We start from the raw sequence: 23,258 nt of genomic DNA on the forward strand, positions 1-23,258 counted from the left end.
GTCACGCCTCCTGCCCCTGGGCGCGTGCGGCAGCGGAGTGCAGCGCCCTCGTCGTGAGTTCCCCGGCCAGATGCCGCTTGTAGTCGACCGGGCCGCGCTGGTCCGCCGTCGGCCTGCACTCCTGCGAGGCGATCCGGCCCGCCTCGGCGAAGACGTCGTCGTCGGGCCGCCTGCCGCGCAGGTGGTCCTCGGCCCCCTCGGCCACGAACCGCGGGGCACCGACCGCGGTCAGCCCGATCCCGGCCTCGGTGATGACGCCGTCGGAGATCTCCAGCACCGCTCCCGCCGCGACGACGGCCCAGTCGCCGACCCGACGCTCGACCTTGCGGTACGCGCTGGCGTGCGAGCGGATGGGCACGCGGATCTCGACCAGGAGTTCCGCCTCGTGCAGCGCGGTCTCGTACGGCCCGAGGAAGAAGTCCCTGATGCCGATGGTGCGCCTGCCGCCGGGGCCCTGGGCGACCAGGGTCGCCCGCAGCGCCGAGAACGCCGCGGACAGGTCCTCCGAAGGATCGGCCTGGCACAGCGAACCGCCCACCGTGCCCCGGTTGCGCACGAGCGGATCGGCGATGACCCGTTCCGCGTCCCGCAGGATGGGGAAGTGCTCGCCGACGACCGGCGAGGCGAGCAGCTCCGCATGGCGGACCATCGCGCCGACGGCCAGGTCGTGCCCGTCCACGCGGATCAGCGCCAGCTCACCGAGGCCGTTGATGTCGATCAGGGCTTCGGGCTGGGCCAGGCGCAGCTTCATCATGGGCAGCAGGCTGTGTCCGCCCGCCACCACCCGCGCCTCCGGGCCGTACCGGGTGAGCAGCTCGATCGCCTGCTCAAGGCTTGCGGCCCTCTCGTACTGGAATGCAGCCGGAACCTGCATCGGGCCTCCTCGGAACGCTGTTCCCGTCGCTGTGCTGATGCTGCTCCTCTCCATGTAGGACACGCAATGGGCCGATAAGTGTTCACTTATCCGGACATCGGGAGAAGATGGATCTGTGACCGTGACACAGCTCAGCTCGTTCGTGCTGGTCGCCCGGCTCGGTTCGGTGAGCGCCGCCGCGCGGACTCTGGACGTCAGCGAGTCCGCGGTGTCACAGGCGCTCGCCGCGCTGCGCACCCACTTCGGCGATCCGCTCATCCGTCGCGCGCCCGGCGGTGGGATGCGTCTGACGCCTGCCGGAGCACGGCTGCTGCCGGTCGCGTCACGGATGGTCGCGTTGAGCGCGGATGCCGAGGCCGCCGTGCGGGCGGCCCGGGGCGCGCCCGACGAACTGCGGATCGTCGCCACGAGCACGCTGGCCGAGTTCGTTCTCCCGTCGCTCGTGGAGGCCTTCGCCTCTCGCCCGGGGCGCAGGACCGCGACCTCCTTCGGGGTGGTCTCCGGCAACGAGATACGCGTGCTGGTGGAGAACCGGCTGGCCGACATCGCGCTCGGTCCGCGTCCCGGCGCCTCCTACGGCAGGGGCGAACCGGTCAGCGAGCCGCTGTTCCGTACCCAGCTGGTGGTGGTGATCGGCGCCGGGGCACCGCGGCCGTCCGGTCCGCCACCGCAGTGGTCGTGGCTGGTCGACTCCTCCGGGACCGACCCGGACGCGGACTCCGGGCGGCTGCTGCGCCGGCTCGGAGTCGCCGAGGATCACGTGTGGGTGTTCCCCAACCAGGCCGCGACCTGGGCGGCTGCCGCCGAGGGCGCGGGGGTGGCCCCGGCGCCGGCCCACCTGGTGTCGCCCCGCATCCGGCGTGACGAGCTGCGCGTTCTGGAGACCCCGGCCACCCCGTCGGACGCTACCTGGCATGCCACGGTCCTGCCGGCCGAGCTTCGCTCCCCGGCCACCGACGCGTTCCTGCACTTCCTGCACACGCCCGCGGCGACCCGCATCATGCGCGCGCCCGGCGTGGGCGTCCCGCCCTCCCGCTTCCGTCCCCCGGTGCACGTCACGCTCTGGGGAGCGTGAGGGCCCGTCCTCGGGCACGCCGGGAGGGCGGTCCCTCCCGGCCGCGGCCCGGGACACGCCTTCCTGCACGGGCCTGCCGTACACCCGCCGCCCGCGCCCGGGGGGGCGGGTCCTGGCCGCACACCCTGTGAGCGGCCCCGGCCGAGGTGACGGTCACGGAGCGGCCCCACACCCGGCGCCGCGGCCCACGGCGGTCCTGGTCACCGGCCCGCGTCCGGGAGGGTGCCCGGTCCGGCGAGGCCCAGCTCACGGTCGCCGAGCGGGGCGAAGAAGCGGTCGACGCCGGCATCGGTGACCTCGGCGAGGGTCCGCGGCGTCCAGCGCGGACGGCGGTCCTTGTCGACGACCTGGGCACGGATGCCCTCCACCAGGTCCGCTGTGCTCAGAGCGGCACAGGAGACGCGGTACTCCTGGTCGAGGACCTCCTCCAGCGATCCGAGGCGGCGGGCGCGGCGCAGTGCGGCGAAGGTGACCTTCAGCGCGGTCGGTGATCGCGTGAGCAGGGTGGCCGCCGCCTCCTTGGCCGCGGGATCGCCGTGGTCGAGCAGCCGGTCCACGACTTCCTCGACCGTCCCGGCGGCGTAGCAGGCGTCGATCCACTCCCTCCGCTGCGCCAGTTCTCCTTCCGGCGCGGGCCGCACATGCCGGGCGAGGGCGTCCCGCAGGGGCAGGGCGGTGAGGTCGTCGGTGAAGGCGCCGAGGGCGTCGGACGGCATGTAGTGGTCGGCCAGCCCGCACATCAGGGCGTCGCCCGCGCCGATCTCCGCACCGGTCAACGCCAGGTGCATGCCCACCTCGCCCGGCGCCCGGCCCAGGAGATAGGTGCCGCCGACGTCGGGGACGAAGCCGATGCCGGTCTCCGGCATCGCGATCCGGGAGCGCTCCGTGACGATCCGGACGCTGCCGTGCGCCGAGATGCCGACGCCGCCGCCCATCACGATGCCGTCCATCAGGGCGACACAGGGTTTCGGGTAGCGGGCGAGGCGGGCGTTGAGGTGGTACTCGTCGCGCCAGAACGCCGCGGAGGCGGTGCCGTCGCCGTCGCGGGCGTCGCCGTGGACGGCACGGATGTCCCCGCCCGCGCACAGGCCGCGTTCCCCCGCGCCCGAGACGACGACGGCCTCCACTGCCGGGTCGTGCTCCCAGGTCGTCAGGGCCTCGTCGATGCGGCGCACCATCTCGTGGTCGAGGGCGTTGAGGGCCCTCGGCCGGTTGAGCGTGATGCGGGCGGTCCGGCCCGAGGTGCGGAACAGGACGGGTTCGCCGGTGGCGGTCATCCGGACGCCTCCGTCTGGCCGGCCGGGCCGCGGGCCACGATGCCATGCATGTTCTCGTCGCTTCCTTCGCTGTTTGACACGTACGTCACGACGGCTCCCGCCCTCGCTCCTCCGCCCCCGCGTTCCCGTCCCGCCCCGGCGCCCGCGCGGCGTGGGAAGCGCCGGTCGAAGACGGTGGTGGGGACCGCTGCGCGGGAGGCGGTGCGGGGTGGTCCCGCCGGGTCGGCGGGGGCCGGTGCCATGCGTGTCGGCTCCATCCTGGTGGACCACTCGGACCGTCCCGCGGCCGGTGTCCCGGCCCCCGGACGGGAACGCGCCGGCCGCCGTCCCGACGTCCAGCCCGTCAGCGGCGTCCAGCTCGACGGCGTACCCCCCGGTCACAGCGGCGGGAGCGGGCCGAAAGTCGCACCGGCTTCCCCGCACCGCGGGCCCGCGCCCGAATATATAGTCGGACGTCCTGGTAGATCCAGTGGTGCGATCACGTGACGTGCCCGGGCGCCGTCCCCGTCCGTTCACCGCCCCGTCGGAGCCGGGTGCGCGCCCCGCTCTCCCCTTCCGCGTGGTCAGGCGCGGCGCCGGAGAGGGTCCGGCAGACGACGGCGAGCCCGGTCCGCATCCCCGCCGGCCGCCCGGCCGGCTCTCCTCCGGCTTCGTCACGGGGCCGTGCGGCGCGCTGATGCGGGGCACATCCGAGCCGATTCCACCTCCGCATCAGGTCGGGGCGGGCGCGCCACGCGCGCGCCACACGGGCCGCGGTTCGCGAGCCTTCGGCCCCCGGTCGGGACGCCGCGGGGTCTTGCCCCGGACTCCGCCGGGGCGGTCCGGACGCGCGCACCGTGCGGGGCTTGGGTACGTTTCCGGTATGGGCAGCGACGTCGACGCCTTCCTGCTCAGGCTGGCCCAGGAGCTGAGACCGCGAGAGGACCGGGCGGCCGGGACGCTGCTGCAGCGCCTGCGCAACGACCTGCCCGAGCTGTGGAAGTACGACGGCCTCGCCGCCATGGCGGTGAACGAGACGGCCGTGCACGTCAGCACCTTCCTGGACGTGCTCGAGAACCGCGCCGACGTGACCCGGGTCCAGGCGCCGCCCGAGGCGCTGGAGGTCGCCCGCCGCTTCGCCCAGGGCGGGGTGCCGCTCAGCTCGCTGCTGCGGGCCTACCGCCTCGGCCACATGTGCCTGCTCCAGTTCATCCTGGGCGAGGCCACCCGGCTGACCGACGACCTGGAGCTGTTCAACGCCGCGGCGACCCGGCTGATCGCGGCGGCCTTCGAGTACGTCGACCGCGGCTCGGAACAGGTCGTCGCCACCTATCAGCTGGAGCGCGACCGCCGGGTGCAGCGCCGGCTCGTGGTGACCAACGAGGCGAGCCGGCGCATCGGTACCACGCTCGACATGACCCGCACCGCGCAGGAACTGGCGGACGTCGGCACCGACGACTTCGCCGACCTCGTCGCCGTCGACCTCCTGGACTTCCTGCTGCACCCCGACGCGCACACGCCGGCTCCGCCGACGGCCCCACCCCTGCTGCGCCGTGTCGCCGAGCTGTCCTCCCGGGACAGCGGGGCGGCCGGCACCGTCGGCCGCGGCCGGACGCACTCCTACCCCCCGGGCTCCGAGCCGGCCCGGGCGCTGGCCACCGGGCAGGCGCGCGTGTACCGCACCAGGGCCTCCGACCCGCCCGCGTGCTGGGAGCCCGCACCGGAAGGCGGGGAGGCCGCGGACGACCCCGACTTCCGGTCGGTCCTTCTGCTGCCGCTGCGGGCCCGCGGCGACACCCTGGGCCTCGCCCAGTTCTTCCGCCACCGCACCGCCGCCCCCTTCGACGAGGACGACCTCCTGCTGGCCCAGGAGATGGCCGGCAGAGCGGCCGTGCACATCGACAACGCCCGCCGCTACACCCGGGAGCGCTCCACCGCCCTCACCCTCCAGCGCAGCCTGCTGCCGCAGCGCCCGGCGGAGCAGTCCGCCGTCGTGGCGGCCTCCCGCTACCTGCCCAGTGGTTCCCGTGCGGGCGTGGGCGGCGACTGGTACGACGTGATTCCGCTGTCGGGTGCCCGCGTCGCGCTCGTCGTGGGCGACGTCGTCGGCCGCGGCCTGCACGCCTCCGCCACGATGGGCCGGCTGCGCACGGCCGTCCGCGCCTACGCCGACATCGACCTGATGCCCGACGAGTTGCTCACGCACCTGGACGACGTCGTGATCCGCCTGCAGCGCGAGGGGACGCGCGGCGACGGCGAACTCGGCGCCACCTGCCTGTACATGGTCTACGATCCGGTGTCCCGGATGTGCTCACTGGCGAGTGCGGGCCATGTGCTGCCGGCGGTGGCGAGTCCCCGCTCCGTACGGGGTGACGGACCGGCCCCGCGGACGGTCGACTTCCCGGATCTGCCGATCGGACCTCCCCTGGGACTCGGTGGTCTCCCCTTCGAGACGGCCCAGTTCGAGGTGCCCGAGGGCAGCCTGCTGACCCTGTACACCGACGGTCTGCTCCAGGGCCGCACGCGCGACATGGACACCGCCCGGGTGGTACTGCGGGACATCCTCACCGGTGCGTCCGACGTGCCGGACGAGATCTGCGACCGGTTGCTGGCCGCCCTGCTGCCCAGCCGCCCCTCCGACGACGTGGCGCTCCTGGTGGCACGGACCCGGGCCCTCGATCCGGACCACGTCGCCACCCTGGACCTCCCCTCGGACCCGGCCGCGGTCGCCGGGGCCCGCGTCTACACGTCCGAGACGCTGGCGGCCTGGGAGCTGGAGGAGCTGACCTTCGGCACGGAGCTGATCATCAGCGAGCTGGTCACGAACGCGATCCGCTACGGAGAGGGCCCCATACACCTGCGGTTGATCCTTCAGTCGACCCTGACCTGCGAGGTCTTCGACGCCGCCGGCACCGCACCGCACCTGCGCCGCGCCCGCTCCCTCGACGAGGGCGGCCGGGGCCTGATGCTGGTGGCCCGGCTCTCCGATCGCTGGGGCACCCGGTACAGCCGCGAGGGCAAGGTCATCTGGGCCGAGCAGTCCCTCTCCGCCGACGGCAGCCGCCCGAGCCGCTCGTGACCACGGCCGCCGGGCGGGGGACCCCCTCGGCACGCGGCGGGGGGTGACACGGGCGGCCCGGACGCGAGCCGCAGTGCCGGACTGCGCCCGGTCGGATCAGCGGAACGAGCGGCGCTGTCCGTCGCGGTCCTCTCCCGTACCCCCGCGCGCGCAGTCGGCGCACAGGTACCCGTCCCGCGTGACGGCCGGGGCGAGGCGGTCGAGCAACCCCTTGGCGGCCCGCGCGCAGCGCCCGGGCAGCGGGCACGCGGACACCGGCCCGGACGCCGTGGCCCCGGCAGGGGCGGCCGGGGTGCCGGGGGCGGGGTGCTGTGACATGGCCGCTTCCTCCAGGCGCCCCAGGAGGAAGGGGACGGCTCCCCGTTCCAGCATGGCCAGCTCCCAGGCCTCCCGGGCCCTCGTCGCGGTCGGGCCGGCGTCGGCCGGCTCCTCGCCGGCAGCGGCGGGATGATCGCGTGCGGCGGTCCCCGTCGCCCACGTCCAGACGACGTCGGCGGCTCCCGCTCCCACAGCCAGGGCCCCCGCCATCAGACCCGCCGTCATCAGGCCGCCGCCGACGTAGGGACGGCCGCCCAGTGCGCTCACCCCGTACCCCGCCAGCAGCAGAAGGGCGGCGATCCCGCCGGACAGAGCGGGCACCAGGACGGCCGGCGGGGGGAGCGGCCCGCCGGTTCCCCCCGGTCGGGCTGCGTCACCGGCCGCTTCCACCGCGACACCGGATCCGTCCGCGCCGGCGCGGGTCCGGACGTACGCGTCGTACTCGACGGCCGCCGTGGAGGTGATGGCCGTTCGCGCCTGCCGGGCCCGCCTGCGCAGCTGCTCCCGGCCCGGGGCTCCCCCGGACCGGGCAAGGGCGTCCCGCACCTGCTGGGTGTCCAGGGCCTGGTCGAGGACGCGCTCGAAGACAACACCGATCTCCCGTACCGACGGCCCGGCCTCCGTCATGTGTCCCCCGAAGAGTGCTGCGCGACGCCCTCGTGCCTACGGGACGGCCGCGCCGAACTGCGTGTGCGGACTGGCGAGTCTAACGTTCCCCGGATTGCGCAACCCCGAAAGACTCGCTCCCGTGCGGCGCCTCCTCGTCCCGTGTGGTGTTCCGGCGGCGACGGCCTGCGACAATGGGGGCTTTCGCGTCCTGCGGATCAGGAGAATCAGGAGAGCGTCACCGTGGAGCCCCCAAACCCCGCCGCCGGCCATGCTCAGCTGCGGGCCGACTGCTCCGCCTGCTTCGGGCTGTGCTGCGTCGCCCTGCCCTTCGCCCGCTCCGCGGACTTCGCGGCCGACAAGCCCGCCGGGAAGCCGTGCGCGAACCTGCGGGAGGACTTCCGCTGCGGCATCCACACGCGGCTTCGGCAGGAGGGCTACCCGGGCTGTACGGTCTTCGACTGCTTCGGGGCGGGGCAGAAGGTCTCGCAGGTGACCTTCGGCGGGACGGACTGGCGCGCCGCACCGGAGCGCGCGGGCGCCATGTTCGCCTCGTTCGCGGTGATGCGGCAGCTGCACGAGCTGCTGTGGTACGTCGACGAGGCCCTCGGCCTGCGCGCGGCGCGGCCCGTCCACCGGGAGCTGCGCGAGGCTCACGACCGGGTCGGCGCCCTGAGCCTGCAGGATTCCGACGCGCTTGCGGCGGTGGACGTCAACGCGCTGCGCGGCGAGGTCAACGCGCTCCTGCTGCGCACGAGCGAGCTGTACCGGGCGGACGTGCCCGGCCGGAGGCGCGACCACCGCGGGGCCGACCTGATGGGCGCCCGCCTCGCCGGGGCGGACCTCGCCGGGGCGAGCCTGCGCGGGGCACTGCTGGTCGCGGCCGACCTCGCCGGTGCCGACCTGCGCGGTGCCGACCTCATCGGCGCGGACCTGCGTGACGCCGACCTGCGCGGCGCCGACCTGACGGGCTGCGTCTTCCTCACCCAGGCCCAGCTGGACGCGGCGCGGGGCGACACGGCCACCCGGTTGCCCGAGCGGCTGGAGCGGCCGGCGCACTGGTAGCCGTACCGCGCACGCCGCCCGTTCGCCGCACCGGAGATGCGGGCCCTGCACCGGCACCGTTAACTGAAGCGCACCGGCACCCGGCGGGCGGCGTCCCCTCACCGCCTCTCGGGTGCGGCCTCCGGCCGGGCCGGGTCCGGAACCCCGAGCCGGACCCGGCCCGGCCGGCCCCTGCGGCGCGAGGCGACGGCCGCCGGCCACGTGCCGTCCCCGTCCCCGCAACCCGTGGTTGGCGCGCGGCGGAGAACCTCGACCGGTGTGACCGCAGTGCGCCTTCCCGAGTCCGCCCGGCTCCCCCGCCCCCGCCGTCGCCGGGGGCGCCCCGCCCGCCGCGCGCCGGTCCGGCAGGTGCTGTGCCTGCTTCCGCTCCCGCTCGTCGCGGTCGTCGCCGTGCAGCACCGATCGGTGCTCGCCGAGGGAGCCGGCCTGCTGCGGAACGCCCAGTGGCCATGGCTGGCCGCGGCGGGCTGCGCGACCTGTCTCACCTGGGTGGCGGCAGCCCTCACCCGGCAGGGCGCGGTCGTCGAGCCGCTGCCCCGACGGCGTTTGCTGGCCACGCAGTTCGCCGCGGGCGCCGCCAACCATCTGCTGCCGGCCGGGCTCGGAGCCGGCGCCGTCAATCTCCGCTTCATGACGGCGTGCGGGGTGCCCCCGGCCCGCTCCTCGGCCGCCCTCGTGCTGTACCTGCTCGCGGAGAGCGTGGGAAGACTGGCGCTGCTGGCCGTACTGCTGGTCGCCTTTCCCGGCGCGCTGCGGCTCGGCACGCTGCTGCCCGAGCGGGCGGGCGGGCCGCTGCTGCCGGCCGTCGGCGCGGTGGCGGTGGCGGTCGCCGCGTCGGCCGCGGTGACGCTCGTCGGGCGGCTGCGCAGGGCCGTGGCCGGATTCGTGCGCACCGCCCTGGGCGAGGCACGGTCGGTGCACGCCCGTCCCGCGCGGGCCCTGGCCCTGTGGGGTGGCTCGCTGGCCTTCCCCGCACTGCAGGCCGCCGGACTGGTCCTGGTGGGGCGGGCGCTGGGGCTGCCGGTGCCGCCCGGGCACATCGCGGTCGCCTACCTGGCGGCGACGGCCGCCGTGGCCCTGGTGCCGACGCCGGGCGGGATCGGCTCCGTCGAGGCGGCCCTCGTCGTCGCCCTCGTCGCGGCGGGCGGGCCGGCCGCGGTCACGACGGCGGTGGTGCTGGCGTACCGGATCATCACCGTCTGGCTGCCGCTGGTACCGGGGGCGGTGACGCTGGGGGCCCTGGTGCGGCTGAGGCTGATCTGAGCGCCGGGGCGGCGGTGCGGACACGCGTCCGGGTGCCGTTCCGGCGGCCTCCACCGCGCCTGAGCCGCCGCCCGCGGACGGCGGTGCCGCACTGTGCGGGTAACGTGCGGGCGTCGCCGTACAGAAGGGGATCCACTGTGTCCGTCCGCGTCGAACGCCGAGGCCCCGTCACCACCGTCGTGCTCTCCCGGCCCGAGGTCCGCAACGCCGTGGACGGCCCGACCGCCGCGGAACTCGCTGCCGTTTTCCGGGAGTTCGATGCGGACGAGGAGGCCCGGGCAGCGGTGCTGTGGGGAGAGGGCGGCACCTTCTGCGCGGGTGCGGACCTGAAGGCGATGGGCGGCGGGCGCGGCAACCGCGTCGCGGAGGACGGCGACGGCCCGATGGGGCCGACGCGGCTGCGCCTGTCCAAGCCGGTGATCGCCGCCGTCTGCGGGCACGCCGTGGCCGGGGGGCTGGAGCTGGCGCTGTGGTGCGATCTGCGGGTCGCCGAGGAGGACGCGGTCTTCGGTGTCTTCTGCCGCCGTTGGGGGGTTCCGCTGATCGATGGCGGCACGGTGCGGCTGCCGCGGCTGGTCGGCACGAGCCGCGCGCTCGACATGATCCTGACGGGCCGTCCCGTGCCGGCCCGCGAGGCGTACGAGATGGGCCTGGCCAACCGTCTGGTGCCGGCCGGCACGGCGCGGACGGCCGCGGAGGAACTGGCTGCGGGGATCGCCGCCTTCCCGCAGGCCTGCCTGCGCTCGGACCGGGCGTCGGTCCTCGATCAGGAGGGCGTGCCCGAGGGGACGGCGCTGCTGCGCGAACTCCGCCTCGGCGCAGGGGTGCTGGCCGAGGGGCTGGAGGGGGCCGCGCGGTTCGCGGCGGGGGCGGGGCGGCACGGCGCGTTCGGCGAGGACGCCGATGCGCCACGGTGGCCCTGAGCGGCGGCAGGCGGCGGTACGGGAGCCACGCAGGCCCCTGTACGGACCGGCCCCGACGCGGCACGGCGGCCGGTGACGGCCAGGACCCCGCGGGCCGTCGCGTCCCCGCCGCGCGGTCGCACCCCGGAGGGGACTGGTGAGCGTGCGCCGTGCTGCTGACGGACGCCGGTGCTGCGGCCGGGCGCGTCCGTGCCGTGCGGCCCCCTCTTGGACGGTTCCTCAGCACAGGGGACCGCACGGCTTCCCGATGCGGCGTCAAGTGGCGCCTTGCCGCACATGATGCGGGTTCGCCCGGCAAGGCGCGGGCAGATGCGATGTTTCCCCCTCAAAGGGTTGAATCATCGGCTGTTCCGGTCGCGGGGACGCGCGGGGGGTGCGCTGGCGGCGCCCGGCCGCTCCGGGGGCATTGTTCCGCAACCCCGCGATCACATGGCGTTCCGGGCGGCGGCCGCGCCATGCTGTCTGCCCGCCTTCCCGACGGCGCTTCAGCACCGCCGCCGGAGAGGGCTGTTGGTCAGCCAGCCGCTCATAGAAATCCCGATGTTCATGTCGAGTAAGAAGGTGGTGACCGTTGCCGTCCTGGTGACGGTCCTCACGTGGAGCACGGTGATGACCGTGCTGGGACAGGTCGCGGCCGCCGCCGCCCTGCTCCCGTCCCTGGGCCTGCTCGTGCAGCAGATCGTGCAGGCCCTGACCGCCCCCGACGGCTGCCACCCGGCCGCCGGCTCCCCCGGCCCCGACGACCGGCCGCCGGCAGGTCCCGGCCGCCTCTCCGGCGGCGGACAGGAGCCGCCCCGATGATCTGGTCCCCCGACGCCGACCGGCCGCCCCCGCAGGACACCTTCCCCGCGGGCGGCCGGCGGGGCCGCAAGCCGGCCCCCATCTCCGACACCGCCGGCCTGTCGCACCGGGCCTGGCTGGAGCCGGTCCGCGGCTTCCTGTTCGCCAGCGGACTGACGCTCGACGACCTCGTCGACCGGTCCGGCTATTCCAAGACCCGGATAAGCGAGCTGCTGCGCGGCAACGGCTACTACCCGGCCTGGGAGATCACCTTCAGCGTGATCCGCGCCCTGGGCCTGCCCTGCGGGCCGATGCTCCGACTGTGGACGGCGGCGGCCCGGGAGGCGCGCAAGGAGCCCGGCTGGATCGAGCACTGCATCCAGCAGGTCGCCCTCCAGCCGGAACCCCCGCCCCTGGCCCACCGGGCCTTCACCGAGGCGGTGACCCGCGCGTACACCGACTACGCGCGCGCCTTCCTGCTCACCGAAGGCCGCGCCCGCTGGGTGGTGGCGGAGACGTTCGACGTCCTGTGGCTGTGCTGGCGCGACGCCGGTAGCAGCGAGAACATCCGCCGTTACGCCTGGCGGCTGCTGCGGTCGCGGGTCATGGCCCGCGCCCACCGCCATCACGAGGGCCACCCCGACCTGCGGGCCACCGTCTTCTCCACCGCCGAGGTCCACGACGGCGTGCCCGGCCATGTCGTGGTCCTCAGCGAGCTGGTCGACCTCTTCGACGCGATCGGGCGCCTGCCCCAGGACCAGATGGACGTGGCCGTGCTGCGCTACCTGTGCGGCATGCCCCTGGACTCCGTTCCCGACGTGCTCGGCCTGAGTCCGGCGATCACTCACGCCGTCGACCACCACGCCCGCGCCACCCTCGAACGCCTCCTCCGCCCACACAGTCCCCGGGAGTGAACCCAGCCGCCATGACCGCCGTCGACGCCCTCCTCGCCCGCGCCCGCCTGCACCGGGCCCCCGACGTGCCCGCCGACACCGTGGCCTACGAAGACTGCGCCTACCTCGACCTCACCGCCGATCCGGCCGCCGCCCCGCCCGGCGAGCCGCTCGGCGACGGAACCGCCGCCGAGCAACTCGACCGCCTCTGCGAGGTCGTCGTGACGGCGGTGGCGCCCGGCACACTGGAGTTCCTCACCGACCAGCTGCCCGAGCCGCCCGGTGCCTGGCTGCTGGGCTGCGCGCTGCACCTGGCCGGCGTCGACGAGGGCGCCCGGTTCTGGTGGCAGTACGCCGCCGGCGCCGGCCACTCCCCCGCCGCCTACTGCCTCTCCCTGCACCACCACGCCCGCGGGGAGAGCCACGCCGGCGCCTTCTGGCACGACCAGACGGGCCTCGCCCAGGCCGTGGAGGCCGACCCGCTGCCCGTCGCCGGGGTGTGCCCGTCACAGGGCGGATTCCGCTTCGACGCCAGCGTCCCCACGGTCCTGCGGATCCTCAGCCACCTCGCGGCCCCCGGCCGGCGGCGCCTGCCCCACCGTGCGGACGCGGTCACCAACTACGTCGCCCGCGCCGTCACCCATGGTTACCTGCGGTATCCAGGGGTGGAGATCCCCGTGCCCGAGCCCCGGTTCGCCGACCGGATCGGATTCCTGCTGGGGACCGACCCGCCCTGGGCCCGCCGTATCAGCCGCGTCTTCAACCCGGCCCTGCCCAGCCGGCCACCGGGCGGCGGGGCGTCCCGGGCGGCCGTGTCCCGCGACGGGACCGGTGACGGCCGCGTCACGGCCGTGCAGGCCGACGCGGCGGCCGAGGCGGCCACCGCCGACGCGGCGGCCGCCTCGGCGGTGGCCTCCTGGACGCGTACGGCCTGAGCGCCGGCCGCGGGGCGGGCAGGGAGCGCCGTGGCGCCCGTTCGGAGTACGCGGGCGGGAACCTCGCGCGGGCGGCGGGTTTGCTGGTGAAGGTCGGAAACCACACCCGCTCAACGGCGAAGGAGCCCCGATGGGTGTCATGGACAAGCTCAAGCAACTGCTGAAAGGCCACGAGGAGCAGGCCGACCGGGCCGTGGACAAGGCGGGTGACGCCGTCGACGACCGGACCGGGGGCACGTACGCCGGCCAGGTCGACACCGCTCAGGAGAAGCTGAAGGATCAGTTCGGCGAGGACGACCGGGACCCCCGGGACCGGCCCCACCCGTAGCAGCCGGCGCCGCCGGGCCCGCACCGCTCCCTCCGGCGGGGCGGGCGGCGGTCGCGCCGCTCCCGTTTCGGTCGTGGCCCGCGGATAGGGCAGGATGAGCGCTCGTGCCGGGGCCCGCGGCGCCTCGCCCGGTCCGGCGCGGTCGCACACTCCGGATACCGAGCAGGTGACAACGTGACGAGACTTCCCATACGGCCGGCGGCGGCCCTCCGCTCAGCGGACCGTCTTCCCGGAGGTGACCGGTGACCCGCGCCCTGACCCTGGACGACTGGATCCTCGCCGGCGTCGCCGTGGCCGCCGGCCTGGTCGCGGCCTTCCTGGCGCGGATCGTGCTGCGCTGGCTCGCCAAGCACGCCGAGCGGACCGCGTGGAGCGGCGACGACATCATCGTGGACGCCCTGCGGACCGTGGTGCCGTGGGCGGCGATCGCAGGCGGCGTGGCAGCCGCGGCGGCGGTGCTGCCCCTGGCCAGGGTGGTGCACGGGAACGTCAACAAGACGCTCCAGGTGCTCCTGATCCTGGTGGTCACCCTCACCGCGGCACGGGTCGTGTCCGGTCTGGTGCGCTCGGTGACGCAGGCCCGCTCCGGCGTCGCCGGGTCGGCGTCGATCTTCGTCAACATCACCCGGGTGCTGGTGCTGGCGATCGGCTTCCTGGTGGTGCTGCAGACGCTGGGCATCTCCATAGCGCCGCTGCTCACCGCCCTGGGTGTCGGCGGTCTGGCCGTCGCGCTGGCCCTGCAGGACACGCTCGCCAACCTCTTCGCGGGCATCCACATCCTCGCCGCCAAGACCGTCCAGCCGGGCGACTACATCCGGCTGAGCAGCGGCGAGGAGGGCTACGTCGTCGACGTCAACTGGCGGCAGACGACCGTCCGCCAGCTGTCGAACAACCGCATCGTGATCCCCAACGGACAGCTCGCCAGCACCAATATGACGAACTTCTCCCGCCCCGAGCAGAAGCTGACCATCCTGGTGCAGGTCGGCGTCTCCTACGACAGCGATCTGGAGTACGTCGAGAAGGTGACCATGGAGGTCGTCGCCGAGACGATGGCCGAGGTCACCGGCGCGGTTCCGGAACACGACCCGGCTGTGCGCTTCCACACGTTCGGCGACTCCAGCATCGACTTCACGGTGATCCTGGGCGTGGGCGAGTTCAGCGACCAGTACCGGATCAAGCACGAGTTCATCAAGCGGCTGCACCGGCGCTTCCGCGCGGAGCACATCGAGATCCCCTTCCCGATGCGGACGGTGACCGTCCAGCCCGGCTCGGGCGCGATTCCCCCGCAGCGCAGCGGGCGGGGGGCGGACGAGGTGGCTGCCGCACGCCTGGACTGACCGGACACCGGACCGGACCGGGGCCGCCGCCCGTGCGGCGGCCCCGGTCCGCATCGTGGACGGGCCCCTGTCGAGTCGGCCTCGATCACGAGATATCTTGATGTCGAGCAATGTTGCAGACGTGGAGCGGAGCACCCGGTGACTGACTCGACCATCATCTATACGCACACTGACGAGGCCCCGGCCCTGGCGACGTATTCCTTCCTGCCGGTGGTCCAGGCGTACGCCGCGCAGGCGGGTGTCCCCGTGGAGACCCGCGACATCTCGCTGGCCGGCCGCATCATCGCCGTGTTCCCGGAGTACCTGACCGAGGACCAGCGCATCCCGGACGCGCTGAGCGAGCTGGGTGAGCTGGCCAGGACCCCCGCGGCCAACATCGTCAAGCTGCCGAACGTCTCGGCGTCCATCCCGCAGCTGAAGGCCGCGGTCGCCGAGTTGCAGGCACAGGGCTACGCCCTGCCGAACTACCCGGACGAGCCGCGCACCGACGAGGAGCGCGAGATCCGCGCCCGCTACGACAGGATCAAGGGCTCCGCCGTCAACCCCGTCCTGCGCGAGGGCAACTCCGACCGCCGCGCCCCGGCGTCGGTGAAGAACTACGCCAAGTCCCACCCGCACCGCATGGGCGCCTGGTCCGGCGAGTCCCGGACGAACGTGGCGACCATGGGCGGACACGACTTCCGGTCCACCGAGAAGTCCGTCGTCGTCGCCGAGGACGGCTCGCTGAAGATCGAGCTGGTGGCCGAGGACGGCTCCACCACCGTCCTGCGCGAGTCCGTACCCGTCCTCGCCGGCGAGGTCGTCGACGCCTCGGTGATGCGCGTGGCGCAGCTCCGTGAGTTCCTCGCCGCGCAGATCGCCCGCGCCAAGGCCGAGGGTGTGCTGTTCTCCGTGCACCTGAAGGCCACGATGATGAAGGTCTCCGACCCGATCATCTTCGGCCACGTGGTGCGCGCGTTCTTCCCGAAGACGTTCGCGCGGTACGGGGCGGCCCTCGCCGCGGCCGGCCTGTCCCCGAACGACGGCCTGGGCGGCATCTTCAAGGGCCTGGAGAGCCTGCCGAACGGCGCCGAGATCAAGGCCTCCTTCGACGCCGAGCTGGCCGAGGGCCCCGAGCTGGCCATGGTCGACTCCGACAGGGGCATCACCAACCTGCACGTCCCCTCGGACGTCATCGTCGACGCCTCGATGCCGGCCATGATCCGCACCTCGGGCCACATGTGGGGCCCGGACGGCGAGGAGCACGACACCCTCGCGGTGCTGCCGGACTCCTCCTACGCGGGCGTCTACCAGGCCGTCATCGAGGACTGCCGGGCCAACGGCGCCTACGACCCGGCCAGCATGGGCTCGGTGCCGAACGTCGGCCTGATGGCCCAGAAGGCCGAGGAGTACGGCTCCCACGACAAGACCTTCGAGATCGCGGCCGCGGGCACGGTCCGCCTCGTCGACGCGGCCGGCACGGTCCTGATCGAGCAGCCGGTCGCCGAGGGCGACATCTTCCGCGCCTGCCAGACCAAGGACGCCCCGATCCGCGACTGGGTGAAGCTCGCCGTCACCCGCGCCCGCGCCACCGGCGACCCGGCCGTGTTCTGGCTGGACGCCACCCGCGCCCACGACGCCAGCCTGATCGCCAAGGTCGAGCAGTACCTGGCGGAGCACGACACCGAGGGCCTGGAGATCAAGGTCCTGTCGCCGGTCGAGGCGACGAGGCTGTCGGTGGAGCGCATCCGCCGCGGCGAGAACACCATCTCCGTCACCGGCAACGTCCTGCGTGACTACCTGACCGACCTCTTCCCCATCCTGGAGCTGGGCACCAGCGCCAAGATGCTGTCGGTCGTCCCGCTGATGGCGGGTGGCGGCCTGTTCGAGACGGGCGCCGGCGGCAGCGCGCCGAAGCACGTCCAGCAGCTGGTCAAGGAGAACTACCTGCGCTGGGACTCCCTCGGTGAGTTCTTCGCCCTGGTGCCGTCGCTGGAGCAGTACGCGACGGCCACCGGCAACACCCGCGCCACGGTCCTCGCCGACGCCCTCGACCGCGCGACGGCGACCTTCCTCAACGAGGACAAGTCGCCCACCCGGCGTGTCGGCGGTATCGACAACCGCGGCAGCCACTTCTACCTGTCCCTGTACTGGGCGCAGGAGCTGGCCCGGCAGACCGAGGACGCCGAGCTCGCCAAGGCCTTCGAGCCGCTGGCGGAGACGCTGGCCGCCAACGAGCAGAAGATCGTCGACGAGCTGATCGCCGTCCAGGGCCGACCGGCCGAGATCGGCGGCTACTACCAGCCCGACCCGGCCAAGGTCGCCGCGGTCATGCGCCCGTCGGCGACCTGGAACGAGGCCCTCGCCTCGCTGAGCTGACGCTCTCGCCCCGAAGCGGGGCCACCCACCCGCCGTGACCCAGGGGTCGCCCTCCGCCCCGGCCGCGCACCGCCCGGCCGGGGCGGAGGTGTGTCACCGCCCGGCCCGGTTCCGCGTGGCGCCGGGGGCCGAGCCGGGTGCCGTACCGGATCCGGGTCAGGCGCGCAGCCACTCGGTGACGACCACCGCGCCGCCGGCGCGCAGCCGCAGGGCGAACGGGCCGGCGAGTGGGGCGTCGGAGGCGAAACGGCCCATCGTGTCGGCGGTCAGCACGGCTCCGGTCTGCGGTCCGCCGAGGACCTCGATGCGGGCCTGCTGCGGCGGCAGCAGCTGGCCCAGCAGTCCCTCGTCCGTCACCTCCACGTCGACGGTCAGTTCACCGGCGCGGAAGGTCAGCATGCGCGGGTTGCCGGTCTCCCCCCGGACCGGGAGGGCGTCGACGAGGGAGTCGAAGGCCAGCTCCGCGATGCGGGCGTCGAGGTCGTGCAGCGCGTAGGCGTCCACGGCGACCTCCCGCAGTGCGTCCGGCAGCGGGTCCAGGACGGCGGCGGCCCGGCGCAGCGCCTCCTCCACGCGCGCGCAGTCGAAGGCGTCACCGGCGGGGGCGTGTTGCCCGAAGGCATCCCGGTCGACGGCGTCCTCCACGACAGCGTCCTCGCCAGGACCCTCGTCCCTGACGTCCCGCTCGTCGCCGACGTCACCGTCGTGGTCGTTCACGGCGTTCACAGTGCTCCCCGAGCGTCGAGTCGGGCCCGCAGCCGGCGCAGGCACCGCTGGCGCAGCGGGCCGATGCTGCCGACGGCGATACCCAGGGCGGCGGACACCTCTTGGTAGCTGGGCGGCGGTGAGGCCATCAGCACCCGCAGCAACTGGCGGCAGCGATCGCCGAGTTCCTCGAACTCCTGCCACAGGTACCGGATGCGTTCACTCTCGGCGGCGGCCTCCTCCGCCTCCAGCAGCGACTGCTCCGGCGTGCCGTCCTCGCTCACCCGGTCCAGCAGCTGCGGATCGTCGGTCGGCATGAGCCGGCTGAGGCTTCGGATCACCTTCAGGGACTCGTGCCGTGCCGTGCTCGCCAGCCAGGATCCCGCCTTCTGCGGTTCCCGGATCCGCCCCAGGTGCTGCGCGAAGCGGAACCACACCGTCTGGTAGACCTCGTGCGAGTCGGCGTCGGAGAGCCGGTGGGCGCGTACCACGGACCAGACGAGCGGACTGAGCCCTTCCACCAGTGCCTTCCAGGCCGCGCCGTCGCCGTCGACGGCGGACTGGACGAGCGCGCCGACATCTGCACGTTCCACGGCAGTCCCACCCCTCGTGTACGGCAAGTCATCGTACGCCGTGCACGAGGGGACCCCGGCCCTCACGCGGAGAGAGCGGGTTGCACGACGGGCACCGGGCTCCACGTCCCGGGCCGCAGCGCCGCCACATGCGTCCCGCGGACCTCGGCGAAACCGGTGTTCTCGGCCAGCAGTCGGCGCCGGGCCGCCCGGGGGTCGGACTCCTTGTGCGCGCTCATGCGGGCGGCGACCAGTCCGGCGGCCAGAGGGGTGGCGAAGGAGGTGCCGCTCCAGCGCGCGAGCCCCTCGAACATGACCTGGTCCGGCTTGACCGTGCTGCCGTCGTCGCTCAACACGCCTGTGTGGCGCGGCGACTGGCAGGTGCAGGTGTAGTCGAAGCCGTACCGGCAGGCCTCGTAGGTCGAGTGCTGGTAGACGTAGGGCACGGGCGACTCGAATCCGGTGAGGGCGCCGGTGAGCCGCTCTCCGGGGGCGTAGACCTTCACCCAGGGGCCGTGGTTGGAGAAGCAGGCGCCGAACTCGCCGTCGCTGCGCAGTGCGCCGACCGAGAGCACCGCGTCCTCGAAGCCGGGCAGGTCGGCGTAGGCGGCGGGCCAGAACGGGGTGGCGCTGGCGTTGTTGCCGGCCGCGGCGACCAGCAGGGTGCGCTGCTCCCTCAGTTCCCGCATGAAGGCGTCGACGCCGAGCAGGCCGTCGGTACGGCCGTTGGAGGTGCCGGCCGACACGCTGATGACGTCGGGCCAGCCCTGCCGGTCCACGGCGGCGAACAGGGCCTCGCCGAAGTCGGATTCGAGGATCGCGCCGGCGTCGTCGAGGGTGTTGCGGACGGTGATGTCGGTGGCGGGCGCGACGGCCGCGACGAGCCCCGCGATGAACGTCCCGTGGCCGACGTACTGGTGCAGCACACCCTGCCCGTCGGTCTCCTCCCTCTGCAGGTCGCCCCGGGTACGGGCGAGCGGCGGGTAGGCACGGTAGTCGTGCATGAGACCGGTGTCGACGACCAGGACGGAGACGGCGGGCTCGACGTCGTCGGGTTCCGGGACCGGTGCCGGGTCGGCACCCGCGGTGAGCGGGACGGGCACGGGCTCGTCTCCGGGGCAGGCGTTCACCGCGATCGACACCACGTGGTTGCGGCTGATCAGACGGCGGCCCGTACGCCCCTCCGCCTCGCGCAACGCGCGCAGGGCGCCCGCCACGGCCGGGTCGCCGCGTCCGTCGCCCCGGCCCGGTTCGCCGACCCGGATGCGGGTGACGCCGGAGCGGTTGCGCTCGGGGCTCGCGCGCCGCACGTGGTCGGCGACGAGTCCCCGTACCCCGGTGAAGTGGCTGCGCACCGTGTCCTCGACGAGCCGGGCCTCCTCGCCGTCCCGGGCGAGCACGACGCCCTTCTCGTAGATGAACTCGGCGGAGTCGTCCGGCCCCATCGCCAGGGGGACGTCGGGCAGCGAGCGCCGGATCGTGTCGAACTGCTCGCGGAATCGCTGGGGTGCCATGGCGTGTCCTCCCACAGGTGCGGTGGTCGTCAGTCTGAGCCGCCGCGCGGCCGTTTGATACAGCGACGGTCCCGTGTGCCGCACCCGTGCGGACCACTACCATCCGTGGGGTGACAGCGGGCAACGACGCGGTTCTCGAACTGCTGCCGATGGTGTTCGCCGCCCCGGGCGAGGCGCTGGCGCGGGCGGAGGCGCTGCTGGCCGGCGACCCCGCACCGCTTCCCGCTTCCGTCGCCCATCAGGTGATCGGCATCTGGCAGCGGGACTGGGGGGACATGCGCCTGGCCCTGCGTCACCTGCGGCGCGCCCGTGACCTCGCCGCGCGTGCCGACTGCGCGGAGCGGGAGGGGGACGTGCTCGGCACCCTCGGGGTGGCTCTGGTGCACGCCGGGCGCACCCGGCAGGGTCTGGCCGCCTTCGAACGAGGGGTCGTACGCACCACGGGCCACACCCGCGCGCGCGTGCTGTACCGGCGGGCCTACGCCTGGTGGGTGCTGGGCCACCATCGCGAGGCACTGGAGGACGTACGCCGGGCGATACCGGTGCTGCGGCAGGAGAACGACGTCATCTGGACCGCGCGGGCGCTGACCCTGCGCGCCACGGTGCATCTGGCGGTGGGCGCGGTGGACCGGGCGGACGCCGACTTCACCGCGGCGGAGGCACTGTGGGACACCACCGGCCAGGAACACGACAAGGCGGACGCGGTGGAGAGCCGGGGCCTGGCCGCGTTCCGTTCCGGTGACGTGCCGGTGGCGCTGCGGCTGCTGGACGAGGCCGAGCAGCGCTACGCCCGCCTGGGCACACCGACGTTCATGCTGAACATCCGGCGCTGCGAGGTGCTGATCGCAGCCGGCCTCGCACCCGAGGCGCTGGCCGAGGCCGACGCGGCGATCAAGGTGCTGGACGGGATCGGTGGCCAGTCCACCCGCAAGGCGGAGCTGCTGCTGACCGCCGCCCGGGCGGCCCGGCTGGCCGGCGACCCGCACACGGCGATCGCCCGGGCCGCCGTCGCCGTACGGCTGTTCGCCGCCCAGCGGCGCTCCTGGTGGGAGACCCACGCGCAGCTCGTCCTCATCGAGGCGCGGCACGCCGCGGGGCGCGGTTCGGGGCGCCTGGTCGCGGACGCGGCGGCCGTCGCCGGGAAGCTGGCCTCGTCCGGGGCGCCGGCGGCACCGGCGGCGTCGCTGCTGGCCGGGCGGATCGCGCTCTCCCTGGGCTGGACGGCGGACGCGGAGCGGCATCTGGCGCACGCGGCCCGCAGCCGCCGCAGCGGGCCCCCGCTGGCCCGTCTGACGGGCTGGGCGGCCCAGGCCCTGCGGGCGCAGGCGGCCGGGTCGGGCCGGGGCGTGCTGCAGGCCTGCCGGCACGGGCTCGACGTCCTCGACGACCACCGGATGACGCTGGGCGCCTCGGAACTGCGGGCCCGCGCCACGGAGCAGGGCGCCGAACTGGCGGCGCTGGCACAGCGGGCCAGCCTGGCGCACGGCGGGCCCCGGCGGCTGCTGGAGTGGAGCGAGCGCTGGCGGGCGACCGCGCTGTCCGCGCCGCCCACCCGGCCCCCGGACGACCAGCGGCTGCTGGGTGAACTGACCGCGTTCCGGGAGATCGCCGCGCGTGCGGATCAGGCCCGCGCAGAGGGGCGTCCGGTGCCGGCGCTGGAGCGCGAACAGCGGCGCCTGGAGCGGGAGATCCGCTCACGCACGCTGCACCTGCGCGGCGAGGTGCCCGGTGGCGGCGACCGGTTCGACCCGGCCCGGCTCCTGGCCCGGCTCGGTGCCACGCGGCTGGTGGATCTGGCCGTGGTGGACGGCCGGGTGCATGTGCTGCTGTGCGGGCAGGGCCGGGTACGGCGTTTCACTGCCGGTTCCGTCGCGGAGGCGGAAGCCGAGGCGGAGCATGTGCAGGCCGGGCTGCGCAGGCTTGCCCACCCGGGCGCGGAGGCGAGGCTTCCGGTGATGGAGGCGGCAGGGCGCCGCCTGGAGGAGCTGCTGCTCGGCGGGGCCGCCGCGCACCTGGGCGGCGGCCCGGTCGTGGTGGTGCCGCCCGGCAGGCTGCACCGTGTGCCCTGGGCACTGCTGCCGTCGCTGCGGGAGCGCGTGGTGAGCGTGTCGCCGTCGGCGAGCAGTTGGTTGCGTGCCCAGGGGACCGAGCCGCCCCGGGGCGGCCGGCAGCTCCTGGTGCGCGGGCCCGGCCTGGCGACCGGAGGCGCGGAGGTGCCGGAACTCGCCGACCGCTACGGTGCCGCGACGGTCCTGGAGGACGACCGCGCGCGCGTGCCGCGGGTGCTGGGGGAGCTGGACGGGGCGGCCCTGGCGCACATCGCCGCGCACGGCGCCTTCCGCAACGACAGCCCGCTGTTCTCCTCGCTGCGGATGGCCGACGGGCCGCTCATCGTCCACGACTTCGAACGTCTGGCCCGCAGCCCGTACCGGCTGATCCTGTCCTGTTGCGACACCGCCCGTTTCGCCTCCGTCGGCGCCGACGAGCTCCTCGGTCTCGTCACCGCCCTGCTGCCGCTCGGCACGGCGGGGGTGGTGGCGGCCAGCGCGCCGGTCAACGACGCCGCCGTGGTCCCGCTGATGCTCGCCCTGCACAAGGGCCTCGACGCCGGTCTGTCCCTGGCGGAGGCCCTGCGCGACGCCCGTACCGCCCTCCCGGACGACGCGGTGCACCGGGCGACGGGGTGGGCGTTCACGGCCTTCGGCGCCGCCTGACCGCCCCGTGGGGCAGACGGACGTCCAGGACCGCCGGGGGGCGGCGCCGCCGGGGCGGGAGCGGCGACACCGGCTCGGCGCCGGGGCCCGGCGAGGAGCCGGTCACGCCGGGCGGCCGACGGGCGGGTCCAGCAGCCGCGGCAGTGCGGTGCGGTCGCCGCTGCCGCCGAGGCGCGTGTAGGCACTGTGGAGGTGGTTTCCGACGGTGCGGACGGACAGGGTGAGACGTTCGGCGATCTGGCGGTTGCTCAGACCGGCCGCCGCGAGGGTGACGATCTGCCGCTGCCGGGTGGTCAGTTCGCCGAGGACCAGCCGGGCCAGGGCGGGCGTGCGGGCGCCCTGGCAGCGACCGGCCAGGGCGACGGCCCGGGTGCGCGCGGTGCGGGCGGCACTCGGGTCACGATGGGCGACCGCGGCCTGGGCGTGCGCCTCGGCGGCGAAGAGCAGGAAGCCGCGTTCCCGCAGTGCCTCGGCCGCCCGGTCCAGAGCCGGCCCGTCGCCGCGGGCGAGCGCGTCGGCGTGCGCGGCGAAGACGCTGCCCGCCCGCAGCCCCGCCGCCCGCCCGGGGGCGCCGAGGCGTACGGCGTCGTAGGTGTCGCCGTCACCGATCGCGGCGAGGGCTGCGCCGATGTCGCCGCGGGCGGCCGCGGCCCACACCGCGAC

At 74.7% G+C, this 23,258-nt stretch carries 19 protein-coding genes; 12 read left to right on the plus strand and 7 right to left on the minus strand.

Annotation, left to right across the window (positions count from 1 at the left end; all coding sequences use genetic code 11):
- Window position 1 precedes the first annotated feature (1 nt).
- Window positions 2–874 (minus strand): xanthine dehydrogenase family protein subunit M, encoded by an 873-nt coding sequence (locus tag I3F54_RS15610; RefSeq protein WP_240119351.1) that lies wholly within the window; start codon window positions 872–874, stop codon window positions 2–4.
- Between the two features lie 121 nt (window positions 875–995).
- Here I3F54_RS15610 and I3F54_RS15615 point away from each other — a divergent pair, with 121 nt between their 5' ends.
- Window positions 996–1,949: a LysR family transcriptional regulator gene (locus I3F54_RS15615; protein WP_240119352.1), complete on the plus strand. Its 954-nt coding sequence runs from the start codon at window positions 996–998 to the stop codon at window positions 1,947–1,949.
- Between the two features lie 200 nt (window positions 1,950–2,149).
- On the opposite strand, the gene I3F54_RS15620 is transcribed toward I3F54_RS15615, so the two are convergent.
- Window positions 2,150–3,226 carry an enoyl-CoA hydratase/isomerase family protein gene (locus tag I3F54_RS15620; RefSeq protein ID WP_240119353.1) on the minus strand — a complete coding sequence of 359 codons (1,077 nt, stop codon included), beginning with the start codon at window positions 3,224–3,226 and terminating at the stop codon, window positions 2,150–2,152.
- An 862-nt stretch (window positions 3,227–4,088) separates the two neighbouring features.
- On the opposite strand from I3F54_RS15620, the gene I3F54_RS15625 reads away from it, so the two are divergent.
- A complete protein-coding gene (locus I3F54_RS15625) occupies window positions 4,089–6,284 on the plus strand; it encodes a SpoIIE family protein phosphatase (protein ID WP_240119354.1) in 2,196 nt (731 codons plus the stop codon).
- Between the two features lie 96 nt (window positions 6,285–6,380).
- Here the strand turns inward: I3F54_RS15625 and I3F54_RS15630 are convergent, their stop codons facing one another.
- Window positions 6,381–7,229: a hypothetical protein gene (locus I3F54_RS15630; RefSeq protein WP_240119355.1), complete on the minus strand. Its 849-nt coding sequence runs from the start codon at window positions 7,227–7,229 to the stop codon at window positions 6,381–6,383.
- Window positions 7,230–7,451: 222 nt separating this feature from the next.
- Between I3F54_RS15630 and I3F54_RS15635 the strand changes: the two genes are divergently transcribed.
- The 9 genes from I3F54_RS15635 to I3F54_RS15675 all read left to right on the plus strand — a co-directional run bounded on the left by I3F54_RS15635 (window position 7,452) and on the right by I3F54_RS15675 (window position 17,090).
- Window positions 7,452–8,273 carry a pentapeptide repeat-containing protein gene (locus I3F54_RS15635; protein WP_240119356.1) on the plus strand — a complete coding sequence of 274 codons (822 nt, stop codon included), beginning with the start codon at window positions 7,452–7,454 and terminating at the stop codon, window positions 8,271–8,273.
- A gap of 258 nt (window positions 8,274–8,531) precedes the next feature.
- Entirely contained in the window at window positions 8,532–9,536 is a 1,005-nt protein-coding gene (locus tag I3F54_RS15640; protein WP_240119357.1) for a lysylphosphatidylglycerol synthase transmembrane domain-containing protein, read from the plus strand.
- A 137-nt stretch (window positions 9,537–9,673) separates the two neighbouring features.
- Window positions 9,674–10,459: a crotonase/enoyl-CoA hydratase family protein gene (locus I3F54_RS15645; RefSeq protein ID WP_240119358.1), complete on the plus strand. Its 786-nt coding sequence runs from the start codon at window positions 9,674–9,676 to the stop codon at window positions 10,457–10,459.
- Between the two features lie 540 nt (window positions 10,460–10,999).
- Window positions 11,000–11,260, plus strand: coding sequence for a hypothetical protein (locus tag I3F54_RS15650; RefSeq protein ID WP_240119359.1), 261 nt, complete (start codon window positions 11,000–11,002; stop codon window positions 11,258–11,260).
- The gene (locus I3F54_RS15655) at window positions 11,257–12,153 is read left to right on the plus strand and encodes a sigma-70 family RNA polymerase sigma factor (RefSeq protein WP_240119360.1); all 897 of its coding nucleotides are present in this window, start codon (window positions 11,257–11,259) and stop codon (window positions 12,151–12,153) included. Before I3F54_RS15650 ends, I3F54_RS15655 begins: the two co-directional genes overlap by 4 nt.
- Window positions 12,150–13,067, plus strand: a complete 918-nt coding sequence (locus I3F54_RS15660; protein WP_240119361.1) for a hypothetical protein — start codon at window positions 12,150–12,152, stop codon at window positions 13,065–13,067. Before I3F54_RS15655 ends, I3F54_RS15660 begins: the two co-directional genes overlap by 4 nt.
- A 130-nt stretch (window positions 13,068–13,197) precedes the next feature.
- The gene (locus tag I3F54_RS15665) at window positions 13,198–13,395 is read left to right on the plus strand and encodes an antitoxin (RefSeq protein WP_240119362.1); all 198 of its coding nucleotides are present in this window, start codon (window positions 13,198–13,200) and stop codon (window positions 13,393–13,395) included.
- A 242-nt stretch (window positions 13,396–13,637) separates the two neighbouring features.
- On the plus strand, window positions 13,638–14,732 hold the full coding sequence (locus tag I3F54_RS15670) for a mechanosensitive ion channel family protein (RefSeq protein ID WP_240119363.1): 1,095 nt from the start codon (window positions 13,638–13,640) through the stop codon (window positions 14,730–14,732).
- A 138-nt stretch (window positions 14,733–14,870) separates the two neighbouring features.
- The gene (locus I3F54_RS15675) at window positions 14,871–17,090 is read left to right on the plus strand and encodes an NADP-dependent isocitrate dehydrogenase (protein WP_240119364.1); all 2,220 of its coding nucleotides are present in this window, start codon (window positions 14,871–14,873) and stop codon (window positions 17,088–17,090) included.
- A gap of 156 nt (window positions 17,091–17,246) precedes the next feature.
- On the opposite strand, the gene I3F54_RS15680 is transcribed toward I3F54_RS15675, so the two are convergent.
- The 3 genes from I3F54_RS15680 to I3F54_RS15690 form a co-directional block, all read right to left on the minus strand.
- A complete protein-coding gene (locus I3F54_RS15680) occupies window positions 17,247–17,663 on the minus strand; it encodes a hypothetical protein (protein ID WP_240119380.1) in 417 nt (138 codons plus the stop codon).
- Between the two features lie 149 nt (window positions 17,664–17,812).
- The gene (locus tag I3F54_RS15685) at window positions 17,813–18,388 is read right to left on the minus strand and encodes an RNA polymerase sigma factor (protein ID WP_240119365.1); all 576 of its coding nucleotides are present in this window, start codon (window positions 18,386–18,388) and stop codon (window positions 17,813–17,815) included.
- A 62-nt stretch (window positions 18,389–18,450) separates the two neighbouring features.
- Complete coding sequence (locus I3F54_RS15690; protein WP_240119366.1) at window positions 18,451–19,881, minus strand: S8/S53 family peptidase; 1,431 nt, start codon at window positions 19,879–19,881, stop codon at window positions 18,451–18,453.
- 110 nt (window positions 19,882–19,991) lie between these two features.
- On the opposite strand from I3F54_RS15690, the gene I3F54_RS15695 reads away from it, so the two are divergent.
- Window positions 19,992–22,595: a CHAT domain-containing protein gene (locus I3F54_RS15695; protein ID WP_240119367.1), complete on the plus strand. Its 2,604-nt coding sequence runs from the start codon at window positions 19,992–19,994 to the stop codon at window positions 22,593–22,595.
- A 102-nt stretch (window positions 22,596–22,697) separates the two neighbouring features.
- Here the strand turns inward: I3F54_RS15695 and I3F54_RS15700 are convergent.
- A partial coding sequence (locus I3F54_RS15700; protein ID WP_240119368.1) for a helix-turn-helix transcriptional regulator occupies window positions 22,698–23,258 on the minus strand: 561 nt, incomplete at its 5' end.

Source organism: Streptomyces sp. MUM 2J (assembly GCF_022414535.1).
Lineage (GTDB): Bacteria > Actinomycetota > Actinomycetes > Streptomycetales > Streptomycetaceae > Streptomyces.

Bases quoted from the DNA above. Each gene is read 5' to 3' on its own strand.
- I3F54_RS15665 (WP_240119362.1), top strand. From the start codon at position 13,198: ATGGGTGTCATGGACAAGCTCAAGCAACTGCTGAAAGGCCACGAGGAG.
- I3F54_RS15620 (WP_240119353.1), bottom strand. From the start codon at position 3,226: ATGACCGCCACCGGCGAACCCGTCCTGTTCCGCACCTCGGGCCGGACC.
- I3F54_RS15650 (WP_240119359.1), top strand. From the start codon at position 11,000: ATGTTCATGTCGAGTAAGAAGGTGGTGACCGTTGCCGTCCTGGTGACG.
- I3F54_RS15690 (WP_240119366.1), bottom strand. From the start codon at position 19,881: ATGGCACCCCAGCGATTCCGCGAGCAGTTCGACACGATCCGGCGCTCG.
- I3F54_RS15655 (WP_240119360.1), top strand. From the start codon at position 11,257: ATGATCTGGTCCCCCGACGCCGACCGGCCGCCCCCGCAGGACACCTTC.
- I3F54_RS15625 (WP_240119354.1), top strand. From the start codon at position 4,089: ATGGGCAGCGACGTCGACGCCTTCCTGCTCAGGCTGGCCCAGGAGCTG.
- I3F54_RS15610 (WP_240119351.1), bottom strand. From the start codon at position 874: ATGCAGGTTCCGGCTGCATTCCAGTACGAGAGGGCCGCAAGCCTTGAG.
- I3F54_RS15630 (WP_240119355.1), bottom strand. From the start codon at position 7,229: ATGACGGAGGCCGGGCCGTCGGTACGGGAGATCGGTGTTGTCTTCGAG.